This window comes from Amorphoplanes digitatis, assembly GCF_014205335.1.
GTDB lineage: Bacteria > Actinomycetota > Actinomycetes > Mycobacteriales > Micromonosporaceae > Actinoplanes > Actinoplanes digitatus.
The window spans coordinates 3,408,230-3,424,833 of the sequence record NZ_JACHNH010000001.1 but is presented as its reverse complement, the minus strand read 5'-3'; the positions used below and the strand labels follow the sequence as shown (position 1 = coordinate 3,424,833).

Below are 16,604 nucleotides of genomic sequence, written 5' to 3'. Positions count from 1 at the left end.
TCCTCAGTTCAGCCTGATCGGCTTGCCGGACGCGGTCAGCGGGCCGGACGCGGTGACCTCGACCTGCGCGCCGCTGAGCGTGAGCTTCTGGGTCGCCTTGATCTCGATCTGGGCGGCGGAGATGACCAGCTTCTGATCGCCGGTCAGCGACGACTCCGCCTTCTCCAGCTTCACAGCGCACGGGCTGCCGCCGAGAGTGAGCCCGACGGACAGCTCCGGCTCGTCGGTGAAGGCCAGCCGCGAGTCGCCCCGGCTCACCAGGAAGCGCTCCTTCGCCCGGGCCGCGCCCGCCGGCGGGCCGTCCTTGCGGTTCCACAGGCCGCCGAGCACCACCGGCCGGGAGTGGTCGTCGAGCTCGAAGCCGACAAGGACCTCGTCGTCCACCTCGGGCAGCCACTGGAGGCCGCGCTGCGCGCCGCCGCCGGGCGTGGCCAGCCGGGCCCAGGCGCTCTCGTCGTCGGCGGACAGGGTCGGGAACTGCACCCGGACCCGGCCGAGGCCCTCCGGGTCGTCGTTGTTGGTGACGATGCCGACGACCAGGCCGGACCAGCCGCGCCGTTCGCCGCCCGCACCGCCCGGTCCGGTGAGGTCCGCCAGCCCGCCCGGCTCCTTGCCGCCGCACACGAACCGGGTGAGGTAGGGCTTGCCGGCGCCGTACGTGTGCTCGACGCCGGTGACCCGGTAGCCGCCGGTGAGCCGCGAGCCGACCCCCTCGATCCGGACCCGGGCGCCCGCGCCGATCAGCGGATCACCGGCGCACTGCCCGCGCAGCACCACCTCCTCGCCGGACGCGCGCAGCAGCAGCGACGACGCCAGGGCGTCCGCCTCCGCCTGGTCGGTGACGGGGAACTGGCCCGCGTTGCGCCGCACCCGGCCGAACGCCCGCCGGGCCGCGTCGGCCATCTCCCGGGCGGCCGGCGCGTCGGTGCCCGGGTCGGTCTCGTCGGCGCGGCCCTCGATGGTCTGCTTGCCGAGCTGGTCCCAGCCGCGGATCTGCACCTCGTCGCAGCGCTCTGCCGCGGAGAACCGGACCGTGAAGCCGTTCAGGTTCCCGCCGTACTTCAGGGTCGGCGGGTTCGCGGTCGACCGCGGGCCGCGCTTGAAGAAGAAGGTGCGGTCGCTGACCCACACGTCGAAGCCGATCCGGGCGGCCCGGCGGCGCAGGAACGCGTAGTCCGTCTCCCCCGCCTGGAGCACGTAGTCGTGCGCGCCGCCGGTGCCGTCGATGTCCGCGTCCAGGCCGTACTCGCCGGCGATGCGGGCCGCGATGTCGGCGTCGGTGACCCGCTGGAAGCTGCGCGACTTCGGCTCCCGGGCCATCCGGTGCGTCAGGTCGAACCCGGTCAGCACCAGCTCGTGCCGCCCGGCGGCGCCCGGCTCGACGACGATCGCGGTCACCTCGCCGGCGGTGACCACGACGGGGTCGCCCTCGGCCCGGAACGCGATCTCCATCCGGGTGCCGAGCGTGAACGTGCCCTTGTCGAAGAGCTCGAAGTGCGGGTCGTCGAAGTGCACGGTGAAGAAGTCCGGCAGGTGCACGGACTCCTCGACGCGCACCAGCGCGAGCCGCGGGTACAGCTCGGGGGCGAGCGGGCGCCCGTCCACGGTCAGCACCACCCCGTCGAGGCGGCGGGTCGCCTCAGCCACGGCGGCGCACCGGCAGCTCGGGGATCACCAGCAGCGTCCCGGGTGCGAGCGCGAGCGGGTCGACCACGTTGTTGGCGTCGGCGATCAGCCGCCAGCGGGTCGAGTCGGCGTAGTGCCGGGCCGCGACCCGGTCCAGGGTCTCGCCGAAGCCGAGGCGGTGCACGCTGTGCAGCGTCGGCGTGTGCGAGGTCGGGTTCTGGAGGGGCCGGACGGCCTCGTCCTCGTACTGCTTGAGCGACAGGTCCGCCTTGGCCCGCAGCGGCATGCCGCTGCTGGCGAAGTAGGTGAACTTGATCTGTAGCCGCTCGACGATCGCCCGGAACGAGTGCAGGTTGCCCCAGTGGAACTCCACCCACGGCGGGCGGCCCTTGTTGCGCGCCCGGTCGGCGCCGGGCAGGCTCATGTCGACCTTCAGCAGATCCAGCAGCTTGTTGGTGTGCACGGTGACGTCGGAGCCGTCGCTCGTCGTGTCGAGCGTGAGGCTCAGCGCGAGGGTGCCGGACTGGCCGCCCTGGAAGCGCAGCTGCGGCGCGTTGCCGCCCTTGTTCTCCGAGGCCTGCCAGCTGTTCGACTTGGTGATGGTGAGCTCGGCCGGGTTGAAGAGGAACGGGATCTCGGTCTTCAGCTCGGTGCGCAGGACCGCCTTCTCGGGATTGCCCATCAGAAGACACCCGCCCATCGCCCACCGCGCCGCTCGATCTCCCGCAGCAGACGAGCCTCCACAATTTCGACAACTTTGTCCGGGTCGAGCGCGGCCGCCGCCTTACCCGCCAGACCGGAGGCGGCGTTGCCGACGGCGTTCACGGCCGTGCCGACCGCCCCGGTCGCCGCTCCGACGGCGTCGGTCACCGCACCGGTCGCTCCCGCCAAGCCGTCGGCCAGACCGTCGGTCGCGCCGTCGACCAGGCCGGTCGCCGTGGACATCGCCTCGGTCGCCGTCGAGCGGGCGTTCTGCGCCCACCCGGCGGCCGAGGCGATCGGCGACGCGGTGGCTTCGAGGACGGCCGCCCGGGCGGCCCGGGTCGCCACCTCGCCGACGGCGCCGATGCCGCCGCCGACGGGCAGGCGGTCCACGATCCCGGCCGCCGCTTCCGGCGCGGCCTTGAGCCGGTCCGCGCCGGCGGCCAGCGCCGAGCGTTCGTCGTCATCGAGCAGGCCGGACATGCCGCCGAGCAGGAAGCGGGGGCGGCGCACCGGGTTACGCGTGTGCGTGAGCTCGTGCGCCAGGACCGCGGCGACGGCCGGGGCGGCGGTCGGCACGGCAGGCAGATGCACGACGGTCCCGGTGGTCGCCCCGAGCGCACCGGCAGCGGCCAGCGCATGCCGGGTGGCCGGGCCGGTGGTGAAGAGCGGCGCCCGAGTGCGGCCGGTGATCGCCGCCGCCATCGCGTGCAGCGCGTTCGGCAGCGGCCGGGGCGCCTCCAACGGCCGGGCGGCGACCGCGGCCTCCCAGCGAGCCCGGGGAGAGACCTTTTCCTGTACGGGTGCGGCGAAGTCCATGCCGCGCGGCGCGGGCCGGGTGCCTGGTCCGGGCCGTTGCGCGACCGCCGGGCTGAGCTGCACGGCACCGGTCGGGTCCGGCACGTTGCCGGGCGGCAGCCCGCCACCCCCGAGCACCCGCATGTCCTCAGCGGGCACCGGATTGTGCACGGTCGGCCCCTCCCCCGGCCGCCTCACCAGCCCACCGCCGGCCAGCCTCACCGTCGCCCGGCCCACCGGCGCGAAGCCGCGACCGGGCTCCACGCGCGAGGACGCCGTCGGACGCCGCGCCGGACTCCGCCGCACCGCCGGAGCGGCTACGGGCAGTTCGATCGGCGACGCACCACCAGCTTCCTGCCCGGGGGCGGCGCCCGGCACCGGTTGAGGGGTCGACTGCGGCGGTCGGAGGGTCAGCTGGTGTCCCGGGCGCAACGTCGGTCCGTCGGCCGCGCGGCCCCGCGCGAGCGTGGGCCTCCCGGCCAGCGCGACCGGATCCATGCTGCTCAGCCCGGCGGCCGCGTAACGGCCCGGTCCGGGCAGACCGGCCGCGCGGTGCAGTGTGGACTTCGCTGCCCCCGTCCGGGAAAAGGATTCTGAAATGCCCGCCCGGGAGGGGTCGGACCCCGGGCTCGGCGCAAGGGCGTGGACCGAGCCCGGGAGCATCGGGGGTGGGCGCATGATCAGGTCGTGGCCCGGCGTGACCTCCGGGCCACCGCGGTGTGCGGTCAGCGGCCGGCGGCGAACCGACAACGGCCGGTGGCGAGCCGACAGCGGCCGGGTCAGGTCCGGCGCGGCGGCGTCGACCGGGCTGGACGGCGACGCGGCGCGGCCTCGGCGACGCCACCAATGGACCAGGTTCCAGGGTGCGCGCACTCGCAGGTCCGTGGCGATGCCGGCCGAGGCGCGCGGACCCGGCGCCGGCCGGCGGACCAACAGGCGCAGCACCCGGAACAACCTGTTACGAGGCGCGGAAGCCACAGTGGCACACCTCCAGCTCCTCGACGGCCAGGTCCTTCGACGAGGCCGCCAGCTTCGGCCCGGTCCACTTCACCGGCTTGGCCTCCGCGATCGTCCAGGTGCGGACGGGTGTGCGGTCCGGCGCCATCACCGTGATCTTGCCGTCGCGCGGCTTGACCACGTTGTTCTTGCCCGACAGACCCTCGCCGGAGCATTCGAGCAGCCATTCGAACAGCGCGTTCGTGTCGGTCAGCCCGCGCTTGAACACCAGGTTCGGCCACTTCATCCGGCCGAGCAGCTTGTGCGTGTACGCGTTCTGCCCACCCTCGGCGAGCTCCTCGACGTCGAGCTGGACCGCCAGCCCGGACACCTCGGTGAACGCGCCGATCGTCGCCCCGTCGATCTCCAGGACGAAGTTGCCGACGAAGGGCGGGTCCTTGGTGTGCGCCTCAGCCACCCTGCACTCCTGTCCATGCGCGTTCGTTCAGGCCGCCGACCTCGCGCAGCAGCCGGATCCGGTCGCCGTGCTCGAGGTCGAGCAGCCGGTCGAGGTCCCAGTGCAGGTGGTACGCCAGGAAGGCGATCTCCTGCCACAGCTCGTCGTGGGCGTAGTGCCCTAGCCCACCTCCACTGACGTCCGCGGGAAAGGGGCGCCGGGCTCCAGGGCCTCGAGGATGCTCGGGTCCTGGAAGTTCACGATCCGGTACAGGTCCTGCAGGTAGCCGAAGTCGCTGACGAACAACGACTCGATCGTCTTGGTCGTCACCCGCGAGACGGTGCCGAGCTCGGTGACCACCCGGGAGAGCACGATGACCGTCGCGTAGGACTCGTTCTCCTTGACCCGGCCGTCGCGCAGCGGCTCGATCTCGTCGCGGGCGCAGGCCAGCCGCATGATCCCGGTCCGGTGCAGGGTGCCGTGCTCGTCCACGTACCCCTTGGGCAGCGTGAACGGAAACTCCGTCTGCAAGCTCATGCCCGGTGCAGCCCCTCGTGGGTGATGACCACCTTCTCGGTCGCCACCTCGTTGCTGCCGGCGTCGAGCTCGGCGCCGGTCCACTTGGAGACCCAGCCGCGCTCGAAGTTCCAGCGGGCGACCTCGGCCTTCATCGAGTCCTTGATGACGATGGAGCCGTCGCGGCGGGCGGTGTCGATGTCGCCGTCCTCGACCTGCTTGCGCCACTCCCAGAGCGCCTTCGACTCGTCGATGCGCCGTTCGAGGGTGATGTCGCTCCACTTCATCGCGCCGGGCATCTTGGCGATTCGGATCTTGCCGTCCTTCGTCGCCTCCTTGTACTCGATGATCTCGGTCTCGGATTCGACGCCCGAGCACTTGCGGAAGCTGGCCATCTCCACTCCGCCGATCTCCAGGACGAAGTTGAACGTTGCCATCAAATCCGGCATCAGATATCTCCCTTACTCGCTCGCGGACCCGCCACCCTGCCACTGGCTGATCCGGAAGATGACGAACTCGGCGGGCTTCACCGGCGCGATCCCGATCTCGACGATGAGCTTGCCCTCGTCCACCGAGGACGCCGGGTTGTTGCTCTCGTCGCACATCACGTAGAACGCCTGCTCGGGCGTGTTGCCGACCAGCGCGCCCTGCATCCAGAGGCCGCGCAGGAACGAGGTGATGTTGCGCTTGACCCGCTGCCAGAGGTCGAAGTCGTTCGGCTCGAAGACGGCCCACTGGGTGCCGCGCTGGATCGACTCCTCGACGAAGTTGAACAGCCGCCGCACGTTGATGTAGCGCCAGCTGGGGTCGGTCTTGGCGAGGGTGCGCGCGCCCCAGATCTTGGTGCCGTAGCTGCCGAACGACCGGATGCAGTTGACCCCGTCGGGGTTGAGCAGGTCCTGCTCGCCGTTCGTCACGTCGTTCTCGAGCCGGACGATGCCGCGCACCGCCTCGTTGGCCGGCGCCTTCCACACGCCGCGGGCGGCGTCGGTGCGGGCCCAGACCCCGGCGACGTGCCCGGCGGTCGGCACGGTCAGATACAGCTCGCCGTTGTTGGCGCCGGGCCGGGCCAGCGGGTTGCTGATCACCACGTTCGGGTAGTAGAGCGCCGCGAACGCGGAGTCGCGGGCCAGCCGGGAGCGCCACTCCAGTGCCCGGGTCGCGTTGAGCCCCGGCGGCGTGTCCAGGATGGCCATCTTGTTGTGCGCGGCCTCGCAGAAGTCGATGAGCTGCTTCTGCGCGCCGAGGAACATCTCCTCGTCGAGGCTGCCGTCGTCGCGGGTGGCGACGGTGACCAGGTCGGGGATGGCGACCATGGTGACGCTCTCGGCGATGGCGAGGCCCTGGTAGCCGGTCCGCTCGCTCTCGTCGCCGACCAGGTCCGCCGGGGTCACCGAGACGGTCGACAGGGCCGGCGCCTCGAGCGTGTAGCGGCCGGCGGCGGGGGTCCGCTCGGCGAGCGAGGCGCCCTGAAGCGGCTTGACCTCGAGCCGGATGAACTTGGACCGCTCGTTCACGGTCCGCTCCACCGACCGGGCGCTGCGGCCGCTGAACTGGAGCCCGCCGAGCTCCTCCTGGAGGGCGCCGTCGCGGTAGACGCGCAGTGTGTGGTCGGCGGGGGCCGCGCCGTCGCTTTCGCCCTCGGCCGGCGCGGCGGGCGGCACCACCTCGACCTCGAGGTGCGCGCCCGGGTCCACCGCGGACACCCGGACGCTGTCATTGTTCGGGTTGTCGGCGGCGGGCAGGTTGCGCGCCGGGTTGCCGCCATTGGCGCCGTTCGCGCCGGGGATCCGGCAGATGTACGCGGCGCTGCCGCCGTTCTCGAAGAAGCCGCGGACGGCGTGCGGGAGCATCGCGCCGCGCACGAAGCCGCCATACACCCGCTCGTACTGCGGCCAGCTCGTGACCAGCTGCGGCTTCACGCCCGCCGGGTCGGTGGGGTCGCCCTGTTCGACGTCGTATCGCTCGGTGAAGCCGACGAACGCGGCGACGGCGGTGCCCACCCCCTCGATCGGCATGGAGCCGCTCGGCTGCTCCTCGATGTAGACACCCGGTGCTCCGTACGACGCGGCCATTGAAGCCCCCTGTCAGGCCTGTACCGCGCTGGTCAGCAGCGCGGGATCAAGATCGGATTCGTAGAACTCGCCGTAGTGCAGCGGCGGGAAGATCCGCATCATCGGGCGGCGCGACGAGCAGGCGACCACCTTGACCGCCGGGAACCGGTGCACGATCACGTGCACCAGCTCGTCGGTGGCGCGCTTGTCGAGGTCGAGGACGATCACGTCGGGCAGCGCCTCCAGCAGCCGGGCGAGCACGTCCGTGCCCGCCGTGTCCATCAGCTCGATGCCGTCGATCCGCAGGATGTCCTCCAGACCGAGGCGGTGCAGTGCGCTGAAGTCCCCCATCAGGACCCGTGTCATCGCGCACACCTCCCCCGTCACCGCCGACCTGCCGAGCCTGCTCGCGCGCCCGAGGTAGAGGTAGGTCCGGCGGTGCAGACGAAGGTGCAACCACCTACCGGAGGTTCGCGTCGACGGTGACCGTCTCGGTCGGCGGGCCGGCGGTGACGCGCAGCGCGGCGTCCATCGTCACCGTCACCACCAGGTCCAGCCCCGGCTTGAGCTGGCCGCCGAGCGCCGACCAGAAGTCGGAGTTCTCCGAGCCGTCCCCGCTGCGCAGCCGCAGGCCCGGCAGCGGCCGCACCGCGGCGAACGCGCCCTGTAGGTGCTCGCTGCCGATCACCGGGTGCAGCAGCAGCGCCGAGAGGACGTCGCCCAGCAGCGAGTGCTCGTCGCGCACCTCGCTCGTCCACGCCGTCACCAGGTAGCGGCAGTCCACCCGGGGCAGCGGGTCGCGGCGGAACCGGCGGCCGTCGGCCTCCTCGACGATCACCTCACCGAAGTCGCGCTCGGCGAGGTTCGGCCGGATGTCCCACAGGTACAGGTCGACCGTCGGGCGCGAGGACAGCGACGCGGACCACTCGGCGTCCGGCGCGGCGAAGGCCACGTCGACGTCGCGGGCCGGCAGGGGCACCTCGGCGCGCAGGAACGCCTCGAGGGTCTCATCGAGCAGGTGCAGCATCGGCGTCTCGATTCACCAGGTCGAAGTAGCGGTCGAACTCCTTCTCGGTGCGCAGCCGGCCCAGTTTCTGGAACTCGCGCTTCACCGACAGGATCGCGTGGCGCATCGTGATCGGGCCGCCCTCCGCCGCCGCCAGGAAGGCCGCGCCGAGGGCCGCGTTGCTGATCACCCCGCCGGTGATCTTGAATTGGCGTGCCAGGAAGTCCAGGTCGACGTCGCGGACCGGCGCCGTGGCCGGGAAGGCGCGCGCCCAGATGGCCCGGCGCTCGGTCTCCTCGGGCGCCGTGAAGTCGACCGCCACCGAGATCCGGCGAAGGAACGCCGGGTCGATGTTGCGTTGCAGGTTCGTCGCGAGGATCACCAGGCCGTCGTAGGTCTCCAGCCGCTGCAACAGGTACGCCACCTCGATGTTCGCGTACCGGTCGTGCGCGTCGCTGACCTCGGAGCGCTTGCCGAACAGGGCGTCCGCCTCGTCGAAGAAGAGCACCAGGTCGCCCGCGGCGGCGGCGCCGAAGATCCGCTCGAGGTTCTTCTCGGTCTCGCCGATGTACTTGCTCACCACCGCCGAGATGTCCACCTTGTAGAGATCCAGCCCGAGCTCGCCGGCCACCACCTCGGCGGCGAGGGTCTTGCCGGTGCCGGAGGGGCCCGCGAAGAGGCCGACCACGCCCACCGACGGCACCGGGCTGAACCGCCACCGGCCGTACACGGTGTCCCGGCCGCGGTGGCGCGCGGCGAGCTCACGGAGCTGGCGCTCCTCGTCGGCCGGCAGGATCAGGTCGGGCCAGGTGCGGCGCGGCCTGATGCGCACGGCCACCTGGTCGAGATGGCCACCGGCGAGGCGCCGCACGGCCGGCGCGATCTCTCCCGAATCGGCGGCGGCCGCGGCGGCGACGAGCCGCAGCTGCTCGCGGCTGAGCCGGTACGCCGGGTCCGGCTCGCGCCCCAGCAGCGCCGCCCAGTCGGCGGCGTCGGCGTCGCCGTCGACCACGTGCACCTCCTGCCAGGCCCGCTCCGGCACGCTCTCCAGCGGCAGCTCGCCCGGCGACGACAACGCCCAGCACAGGTGGCCCGCCCGGGCGACGGCGTCGGAGTCGGCGGCGGACGGCGGCCCGTCCAGTTGCAGCACGACGACGAGGTCGCCGATCGTGGCCTCGCGGACCACCGCCTCGGTCACCGGCGCGCCGCAGATCAGCAGGCCCGCGCCGGGCCAGCGGGACCGCACGGCGCGCAGCCGGCTGTCGCGGTCGCCGCCGTGCACCAGCAGCAGCCCGCCCGGCCGGTCCGGCGCGGCACCGCCGACGGGCGCGGAACCGCCGGCCGGCGCCAGGACCGTGCCCGGCGGCAGGTCGGGGTCGGGCCCCGGGTCGCCGCGCAGGTGCCAGATCAGCCGCTCGGCGGGCTCGCCGGCGCGCGTCGCCCACGGGCCGTCCCCCGCGAGCCGGGCCAGGCCCGCGCGGCGCAGCCGGGAACCCGGCGCGAGCGCCCGGTCGGCGGGATGGTCAGGCTCGTGGAAGACCCTGGCCAGCCCGGCCAGGGTGAGCCGGGGCAGCTGCACCGAGTCCTGCACGTACGCGACAAGCCGCTGCCGGGCCGGCGACAGCTCGACCGCGACCAGCAGCGCGAGCACCTCGGCCTCGCCGACCGGCAGCCGCGCGGAGCGGCACACCGCGGCGAACGCCGACGGCCCGGCCAGCTCCGCCGCGAACGCCGCGCGCGCCGCGGCGATCCGCCCGGCGAGGATCGCCCGCACCTGCTCGACCCGCTCCGCGCCGGGGCCGTCGAGGCCGGGCAGGCTCGTCAGGAGGCCGTCGATCTCGTCGTCGCCCACGTAGAGACCCGCGAAGTCGCGGGGCGCCCGGCCCTGCGCCATGCGGCAGATCAGCGCCTCACGCTGTAGCAGCGGGTCCGCCAGCGGGGCCCACACCTCAGATGACGCCTTCGCGGGTCGCCACGGCGACGGCCTGCGCCCGGGTACGGCAGTTCAGCTTGGTCAGGACGTCGTGCACGACGTTCTTCACCGTGCGTTCGGAGAAGCACAGGTCCTCGGCGATGCCGCGGGTGTCCATCCCGTCGGCGAGCAGCCGCAGCACCGAGCGCTCCCGGGGGTTGAGCCCGGCCGGGCCGAGGCTGGAGGTCTGCGTGACGTGCAGCAACAGGCGCGCCAGCAGGTCGCCGGGGAGCGCGACCGAGCCGGCCACCACCGCGCGCAGCGTGGCGATCAGGCTCTCCGGGGTGAGGGTGCCGTGCGGCAGGACCGCGCCGACGCCCGCGTCGACCAGCTCGCGCACGGCCTGCTCGTTGACGTCGCGGACGGTCGCCACCAGCCGCGTGGTCCGGCCCTCCACCATGCGGACCGCGCGGCGCAGGGTCGGGCCGACGTACTCGAAGACCAGCACGTCGAGGCCCGCCGCGACCGGGGCCGGCGCCAGCGCCGAGCTCTCGCCCCGGACGACGAAGTCGGCCTGTTGCAGGCATGCCGCCATGCCCCGCCGGACGATCGCGTGGCTGTCGTCTATCCACACCGTCGGCGGCCTTGTTGAAAGCATGATCCCCCCAGATCAGCGGTGAGCCAGGGTCGACCGCAGGCACATGATGCGCCGGTGAAGTCGATCTGAACAATAGGGCTTTCGTCTATGTCGGAGATCCAACTCCGTCACTGTCGCCTTGCGCACAGGACGGTAGCGGAATGACGCTATACAGCGGTGGATGCGGGGTCCTACGCTCGGGCAATGCCGAGATACTCCGCGGAACAGATCTACGGTTTCGCCCGTCGTGCCGGGTTCACCCCCGACGAGGCCGCGACGATGACCGCGATCTCCCTTGCCGAGTCCGGTGGCAACAGCAGGGCGCACAACCCGCACGGCGAGGACTCGCGCGGGCTGTGGCAGATCAACGGCCGCGCGCACCCCGGCCTGATGGCCAAGTACAACCTCTACGACCCACAGGACAACGCGAAAGCGGCCTACGAGGTCTCCCGGCACGGCGCGGACATTTCACCGTGGACGGTCACCCACGGCGGCAGCGGCGCCCGCTATCTGCGCCACCGGGAGGAGGCGCAGAGCGCGGCGGTCTCCTATGGGGATGGTCCGGGCCGCGGCGTCTGGTCCGGTACGCCTGGCTACGGCCACACGGTCTCCGCCGACCGGCCCGGCGGGGTGGTGAGCAGCCTCGTACAACCGGCCGACGGCGGCGGCAACGCGGCCCTCGACGAATTCCTGCGGGTCGCCAAAGCGCAAATCGGGGACCGTTATGTCTTCGGCGCGGAGGTGAAGCTTAAGGACGAGGACCCGGACGTCTTCGACTGCTCCGAATTCACCCAGTGGGCCGCGCATCAGGCCGGAACGACAATCCCGGACGGCGCCACCGCGCAATACCTGCACCTGAAGGAGAAGGGCCTGCTGATCCCGGTCTCCGAGGCCAAGGACACGCCGGGCGCGCTGCTCTTCTCCTTCGACCGCGAGCCGCGGCCCGGCGACGGCCGCACCCCCGGCGCGCACGTCGCGATCAGCCTCGGCGACGGCCGGGTGGTCGAGGCCGCGAACCCCCGGGCCGGCGTCCGGGAGTCGAACGCGGCCAACCGCTTCGAGTACGCGGCGGTGCTGCCCGGCATCTCCGACGGCACCGGCACCCCGCTCGCCACCCCGGCCGCGCTGCCCGACCCCGGCCCCCTGCCGCTGCCCGCCCCGCTGCCGGCCGCCCTGCCGCCGCCGGAGCTCGGCGGCGCCGACACCGACCGGGACGGGCTCAGCGACGCGCTCGAACGCCGCCAGGGCATGGACCCGCTGCGCGCCGACACCGACGGCGACAACCTCACCGACGCGCAGGAGATGGTCACCTACCGGACGGACGCCCGCAAGGCCGACACCGACGGCGACCAGCTCAACGACGCGTTCGAGCTGGCGCAGGGCCTCGACCCGCGCTCGCCGGACAGCGACGCCGACGGGCACCTGGACGGCAGCCTCGCGCCGTTGCAGACCGACACCGACCGCGACGGCCTCGACGACGCCCTCGAGCAGGTGCTCGGCCTGAACGCGAGGCTCAGCGACAGCGACGCCGACGGCTTCAGCGACGCCCTCGAGGTGAACTCCGGGTCGAACCCGCTCGACGGGCGGGACAACCCGCTGCTGCACGGCACCGGCGCGCCCGACACCGCGCAGCCGTCCCCGCTGCCCGGCGGCGACCAGCTCGGCGCCGACACCCTGACGGCCGGCCAGCTCACGGGCGGGCAGGTCGGTGCCGGCCCGGTCGCGGGCGGGCAGATCGCCGGTCAGGTTGGCGACCCGGTCAACCTGCCATGACCGCGCTGGTGAAACCATCGTGGGCGTGGAACTGACCCTGCCGACGACGCCCGTGACCCTGCCGCCGGGCGTCGCGGTCCGGGTGCCGGTCGCGCTGCGCAACCCGAGCCTCGCCGCGCGCGACGTCCGGATCACCGTCGCCCGCGGGCGCGCCTCCGGCTGGGCCTCGGTCGATCCGCCGACGGCCACGCTGGGGCCCGGCGCGACGACGACGGTCGAGGTGGTGCTGCGTGCCCCCGCCGACCAGCCGCCGAGCGCGTCGCTGGTGCCGTTCACCGTGCACGCCGAGGACACCACCAGCGGCGCCACCGCGGGCTTCGCCACCGGGCTGCTCACGGTCGCCCTTCCGGTGCCGGTGACCGGGGACCTGACGCCGCGGCCCGGCGCCGCGCAGACCTTCGACCTGCGCCTGGGCAACGACGGCGGCTACCCCGCCGACCTGCGGATCAGCGCCAAGCTGGACCCGCCGGGCGGCAGCGCCGAGGCCCGGCCCGAGGCCGCCCGGCTGGAGGCGGGCGCGTCGCTCTCGGTCGTCCTGCACGCCCGGCCGGCCCGTCCCCTGGTGGGCGCGCCGAGGCCGTACGCCGTGATCGTCTCGGTGTACGACGGCGCCGCGGAGGACCGGCGACCGCTGCTGACCGCCGTGGGCACCGGCACACGCCGGCCACGGCTGCCGAACTGGGCCGCCGGCACCATCGCCGTGCTGCTCGCCCTCGGCGCCACCGCCGCGGTCGCGATCTCCGGCGTACGCATGCCGCTGCCCGGCCGCAACCGCGCCGCCGCGCCGCCCAGCGTCGCCGCGTCCGCGCCCGTGCCGGCCGCACCCGTCGGACGGCCGTTCGTCCTGGTCGACGTCTTCCCGCACCGCGGCGCGGACGGCGGTCAGGCGGCCGCCGAGGCGCAGCGGGCCAAGCTCGCCGCCGCCGGCATGCAGGTCCGGCTGGTCGACAGCCTCGCCTCGGACGAGCTGGCCGACGACGGCGCCGGCTTCTGGGTGCTGCTGCACGACGGCTTCGCCTCCCCCGGCGCGGCACAGGACTTCTGCACGCAGTGGCGGACGGTGGCGCCCAAGTGCACGGTCACACCATGAACACCATCCCCGACACAGCCCGTCCGGCGGTGCCGCCGGTGGCGCGCTGCCCGTAAGGTCTGGAGCTGTGGTGATGCAGTACGGCTTGGGTGTCGACCTCGGCACGACCCAGACGGCGGCAGCGGTCCGCGTCGACGGGCGCGTCGAGGTGGTCCGGCTGGGCGGGCGCCGGGCCGAGATCCCGTCACTGGTCTTCGTGCGCCCCGACGGCGGCCTGCTCATCGGCGAGGCGGCCGAGCGCCGCGGTCACACCGAGCCCGGCCGGCTGGCCCGCGAGTTCAAGCGCCGCATCGGCGACCCGGTGCCGATCCTGGTCGGCGGGGTGCCGTTCTCGGCGCACGCGCTGACCGCCAAGCTGCTGCGCCACGTCCTCGACACCGTCGCCCAGCTGCAGGGCGGGCCGCCGGCGGTGCTGACCGTGACGCACCCGGCGAACTGGGGACCCTACAAGCGCGAGCAGCTCGACCAGGCGCTGCGGCTGGCCGACACCGGGCCGGTGCTGCTGCGCACCGAGCCCGAGGCCGCCGCGCTGCAACACGCGACCGCCCGCCGGATCGCGCCGGGCGAGACCGTCGCGGTCTACGACCTGGGCGGCGGCACGTTCGACGCGGCCGTGCTGCGCCGCGACGGCGAGGGCTTCCAGCTGCTCGGCGAGCCGGAGGGCATCGAGCAGCTCGGCGGCGCCGACTTCGACGAGGCGGTCTTCGGACACGTCATCGGCGTGCTCGGCGGCATGATCGAGGGCCTGAACCCCGACGAGCCGGACGTGATCACCGCCCTGGCCCGGCTGCGCCGCGACTGCGTCGAGGCCAAGGAGGCCCTGTCCTTCGACACCGAGGTGATGATCCCGGTGGCGCTGCCCGGGCTGCATACCCGGGTCCGGCTGAACCGCTCCGAACTGGAGTCGATGATCGCCCCCGCGCTCGAGGACACGGTGACGGCGATGCACCGGGCGCTGCGCCAGGCCGGGGTGGCGCCGGGCGAGCTCGACGCGGTGCTGCTTGCCGGCGGCTCGTCGCGGATTCCGCTGGTCAGCCAGCTCCTGTCGACGGCGTTCGACCGGCCGATCGTGGCGGACCCGCATCCGGAGCACAGCATCGCGCTGGGCGCGGCGGTGTCGACGGCGCTGATCACCGGCGGGGTGTCGCCGTTCGCCGGGGCGGTCGCGCCGCCCACCAAGCCCCGCACCGCCGCAGCCACAGGCACAGCCGCGGACTCGGGCCCGGCGTCCACGCCCGGCACGCCCGGCACGCCCGCCGACGCGGTCGCCGGGACAGCCGCCGGAACGGTCGCCCCCGCGGGTGGCGCCGGTGCCCGGGCCGTGCCCGCCGCCGCTACCGCCGCCACCGCCGCCACCACCGCCGGCGCGGCCCCGGCCGCGAGGTCGACCGTGGCCCAAGCCAAGCCCGCGTCCGGCGCGGGCACTCCGGTCGCCGTGCCGCACGAGACCGGCGCGGCCCCGGCCTCGAGGTCGACCGCGACCCAGGCCAAGCCCGCGTCCGGCACGGGCACTCCGGTCGCTGTGCCGCACGAGCCAGGCGCGAACGGCGCGAGTGCCGCCACGACGCAGGTCATGCCCGGTGCCGGCGGCCCGCCCACCACGGTCGTGCCAGGCCGGTCCGCCGCGCCCGGCGCCGGCAACCCGGCCGGCACCGCCTACGGCTCCGCGGCGCCGGTCGCCTTCTCCCGCGGCGCGGCCGCCGTGCCCGGCACCACGCAGCAGTTCGGTGCGGTACCGCCCGGCGGCGCGGCCCCGCCCGTGGCACCCGGCTCCCCCATCACCTACCCGCCGATGCCGCCGGGCCTGGCCGGTGACGAGCCGCCCAGGCGCAACGCCCGCCTCCTGATCATGGCCGGCGCGCTGACCCTCGCCGTCATCGCCGGAACCACGGCGGTCGTGATCGCCCTCAACCGCGGCGACGACGCCGGCAAGGACGACACCGCCGCCCAGCCACCGGCCTCACCGTCGGCCGCCCCGCCGCCGTACCCGACGGACACCATGCTCATCCGCGTCGACACCGGCGACGACTGGCCGAAGGGCACGACCGCCATCAAGCTGCTCACCCCGGGCAGCCCGGAGCGCACGCTGATCTCCGACAACGGCGCCGACGTGCTGCCCGAATGGTCCCGGGACCGCAAGAAGATCGCCCTGACCCGCCGGGTGTCCGCGGACAACAACGAGATCTGGGTGATGGACGCCGACGGCGGCAACGCCAAGAAGGTGATCGACGACGTCACCGGCGGCCGCACCACCTGGTCCGCCGACGGCACCAAGCTCGCGTTCATGCGCAAGGTCGACGGCAAGGCGCAGATCTTCGTCCTCAAGATCGGCGAGTCCGACCCGACCCAGCTCACCTCGTCGGACATCGTCAAGGACGACCCCGCCTGGTCCCCCGACGGCAAGACGATCGCCTACTGGGCCGAGATCGACGGCGAACGACAGATCTACCTGCTGACGGTCAAGGACCCCCAGGAGCCCGGCAAACAGATCACCAAGGGCGACCAGGGCCCCGCGTACGACCCGGCGTGGTCACCGGACGGCACGACGATCGCCTACACCCACGGCACCGGCCCCGGCATCTCCGACATCTGGCTGGTCGGCAGCGACGGCAAGAACGCCCGGGAGCTGACCTCCGACCCCGAACGGGAGATGGACCCGTCCTGGGCACCGGGCAACACCGGGTGGCTGGCGTTCACCCGCGGCGTGCTGGAGAAGCCGAAGATCACCATCATCAAGTCGGACGGCACCGACGAGGAGACCCTCACCCAGGGCGACGCCCGCGAGGGCCACCCCTGCTGGTCCTGAGGTTCCTTCGGCGGTGCGCCGTCGCCGACGGTTCAGGCCCCGTTGACCGTTGCGGCTCGCGGCACATCACGCGGACACACCTCGTTCAGGGGGCACGACGGGCACTCGGGCAGGCCGGGTCCGCACCAACGACGGCCGATCAACCACGCGGGGAAGTCGAGAGCTCCCGGCCGATCCGGGTGCAGGGAGCGCGCCACGTCGAGGATGTGCCCCGGATCGTCATACCGCGCGAGCCTGGTGCGGAGGAGGTGGCCGCCTGTCCGTGGTACTCGGCGCATACCGTGCGGCCCG

At 73.6% G+C, this 16,604-nt stretch carries 14 protein-coding genes and 1 pseudogene; 3 read left to right on the top strand and 12 right to left on the bottom strand.

Features of this window, described 5'->3' with window-relative positions; genetic code table 11:
* Positions 1-3: 3 nt before the first annotated feature.
* The 12 genes and pseudogenes from BJ971_RS14775 to BJ971_RS14725 all read right to left on the bottom strand — a co-directional run bounded on the left by BJ971_RS14775 (position 4) and on the right by BJ971_RS14725 (position 10,665).
* On the bottom strand, positions 4-1,647 hold the full coding sequence (locus BJ971_RS14775; protein WP_184993472.1) for a VgrG-related protein: 1,644 nt from the start codon (positions 1,645-1,647) through the stop codon (positions 4-6).
* Entirely contained in the window at positions 1,640-2,308 is a 669-nt protein-coding gene (locus BJ971_RS14770; RefSeq protein ID WP_184993470.1) for a CIS tube protein, read from the bottom strand. The genes BJ971_RS14775 and BJ971_RS14770 overlap by 8 nt, the downstream gene beginning before the upstream one ends.
* Positions 2,308-3,324: an eCIS core domain-containing protein gene (locus BJ971_RS14765; RefSeq protein ID WP_184993468.1), complete on the bottom strand. Its 1,017-nt coding sequence runs from the start codon at positions 3,322-3,324 to the stop codon at positions 2,308-2,310. The genes BJ971_RS14770 and BJ971_RS14765 overlap by 1 nt, the downstream gene beginning before the upstream one ends.
* A gap of 760 nt (positions 3,325-4,084) precedes the next feature.
* Positions 4,085-4,540 (bottom strand): phage tail protein, encoded by a 456-nt coding sequence (locus BJ971_RS14760; RefSeq protein WP_184993466.1) that lies wholly within the window; start codon positions 4,538-4,540, stop codon positions 4,085-4,087.
* Positions 4,533-4,682: pseudogene (locus BJ971_RS42505) on the bottom strand (DUF6760 family protein); the annotation flags it as partial. The pseudogene BJ971_RS42505 and the gene BJ971_RS14760, both read right to left, overlap by 8 nt.
* 17 nt (positions 4,683-4,699) lie before the next feature.
* Complete coding sequence (locus BJ971_RS14755) at positions 4,700-5,056, bottom strand: hypothetical protein (RefSeq protein WP_184993464.1); 357 nt, start codon at positions 5,054-5,056, stop codon at positions 4,700-4,702.
* Positions 5,053-5,484, bottom strand: a complete 432-nt coding sequence (locus BJ971_RS14750; protein ID WP_184993462.1) for a phage tail protein — start codon at positions 5,482-5,484, stop codon at positions 5,053-5,055. The genes BJ971_RS14755 and BJ971_RS14750 overlap by 4 nt, the downstream gene beginning before the upstream one ends.
* 12 nt (positions 5,485-5,496) lie before the next feature.
* Positions 5,497-7,110 carry a phage tail sheath family protein gene (locus tag BJ971_RS14745; protein WP_184993460.1) on the bottom strand — a complete coding sequence of 538 codons (1,614 nt, stop codon included), beginning with the start codon at positions 7,108-7,110 and terminating at the stop codon, positions 5,497-5,499.
* Positions 7,111-7,122: 12 nt separating this feature from the next.
* Complete coding sequence (locus tag BJ971_RS14740; RefSeq protein ID WP_184993458.1) at positions 7,123-7,455, bottom strand: helix-turn-helix domain-containing protein; 333 nt, start codon at positions 7,453-7,455, stop codon at positions 7,123-7,125.
* Positions 7,456-7,549: 94 nt separating this feature from the next.
* Positions 7,550-8,116 (bottom strand): Pvc16 family protein, encoded by a 567-nt coding sequence (locus tag BJ971_RS14735; protein WP_184993456.1) that lies wholly within the window; start codon positions 8,114-8,116, stop codon positions 7,550-7,552.
* On the bottom strand, positions 8,097-10,043 hold the full coding sequence (locus tag BJ971_RS14730; RefSeq protein ID WP_239087296.1) for an ATP-binding protein: 1,947 nt from the start codon (positions 10,041-10,043) through the stop codon (positions 8,097-8,099). The genes BJ971_RS14735 and BJ971_RS14730 overlap by 20 nt, the downstream gene beginning before the upstream one ends.
* A gap of 1 nt (position 10,044) precedes the next feature.
* Positions 10,045-10,665 (bottom strand): response regulator transcription factor, encoded by a 621-nt coding sequence (locus BJ971_RS14725; RefSeq protein WP_203709183.1) that lies wholly within the window; start codon positions 10,663-10,665, stop codon positions 10,045-10,047.
* Between the two features lie 183 nt (positions 10,666-10,848).
* Here BJ971_RS14725 and BJ971_RS14720 point away from each other — a divergent pair, with 183 nt between their 5' ends.
* The 3 genes from BJ971_RS14720 (at position 10,849) to BJ971_RS14710 (ending at position 16,313) form a co-directional block, all read left to right on the top strand.
* Positions 10,849-12,417, top strand: a complete 1,569-nt coding sequence (locus BJ971_RS14720; protein ID WP_184993454.1) for an NlpC/P60 family protein — start codon at positions 10,849-10,851, stop codon at positions 12,415-12,417.
* A gap of 25 nt (positions 12,418-12,442) precedes the next feature.
* On the top strand, positions 12,443-13,507 hold the full coding sequence (locus BJ971_RS14715) for a COG1470 family protein (protein WP_184993452.1): 1,065 nt from the start codon (positions 12,443-12,445) through the stop codon (positions 13,505-13,507).
* Positions 13,508-13,580: 73 nt separating this feature from the next.
* Positions 13,581-16,313, top strand: a complete 2,733-nt coding sequence (locus BJ971_RS14710; RefSeq protein ID WP_184993450.1) for an Hsp70 family protein — start codon at positions 13,581-13,583, stop codon at positions 16,311-16,313.
* The last annotated feature ends 291 nt before the right edge of the window (positions 16,314-16,604 follow it).

Coding starts and splice junctions, on each gene's coding strand:
- BJ971_RS14770 (WP_184993470.1), bottom strand. CDS start 2,308: ATGGGCAATCCCGAGAAGGCGGTCCTGCGCACCGAGCTGAAGACCGAG.
- BJ971_RS14755 (WP_184993464.1), bottom strand. CDS start 5,056: ATGAGCTTGCAGACGGAGTTTCCGTTCACGCTGCCCAAGGGGTACGTG.
- BJ971_RS14750 (WP_184993462.1), bottom strand. CDS start 5,484: ATGCCGGATTTGATGGCAACGTTCAACTTCGTCCTGGAGATCGGCGGA.
- BJ971_RS14745 (WP_184993460.1), bottom strand. CDS start 7,110: ATGGCCGCGTCGTACGGAGCACCGGGTGTCTACATCGAGGAGCAGCCG.
- BJ971_RS14740 (WP_184993458.1), bottom strand. CDS start 7,455: ATGACACGGGTCCTGATGGGGGACTTCAGCGCACTGCACCGCCTCGGT.
- BJ971_RS14735 (WP_184993456.1), bottom strand. CDS start 8,116: ATGCTGCACCTGCTCGATGAGACCCTCGAGGCGTTCCTGCGCGCCGAG.
- BJ971_RS14725 (WP_203709183.1), bottom strand. CDS start 10,665: ATGCTTTCAACAAGGCCGCCGACGGTGTGGATAGACGACAGCCACGCG.
- BJ971_RS14720 (WP_184993454.1), top strand. CDS start 10,849: ATGCCGAGATACTCCGCGGAACAGATCTACGGTTTCGCCCGTCGTGCC.
- BJ971_RS14710 (WP_184993450.1), top strand. CDS start 13,581: ATGCAGTACGGCTTGGGTGTCGACCTCGGCACGACCCAGACGGCGGCA.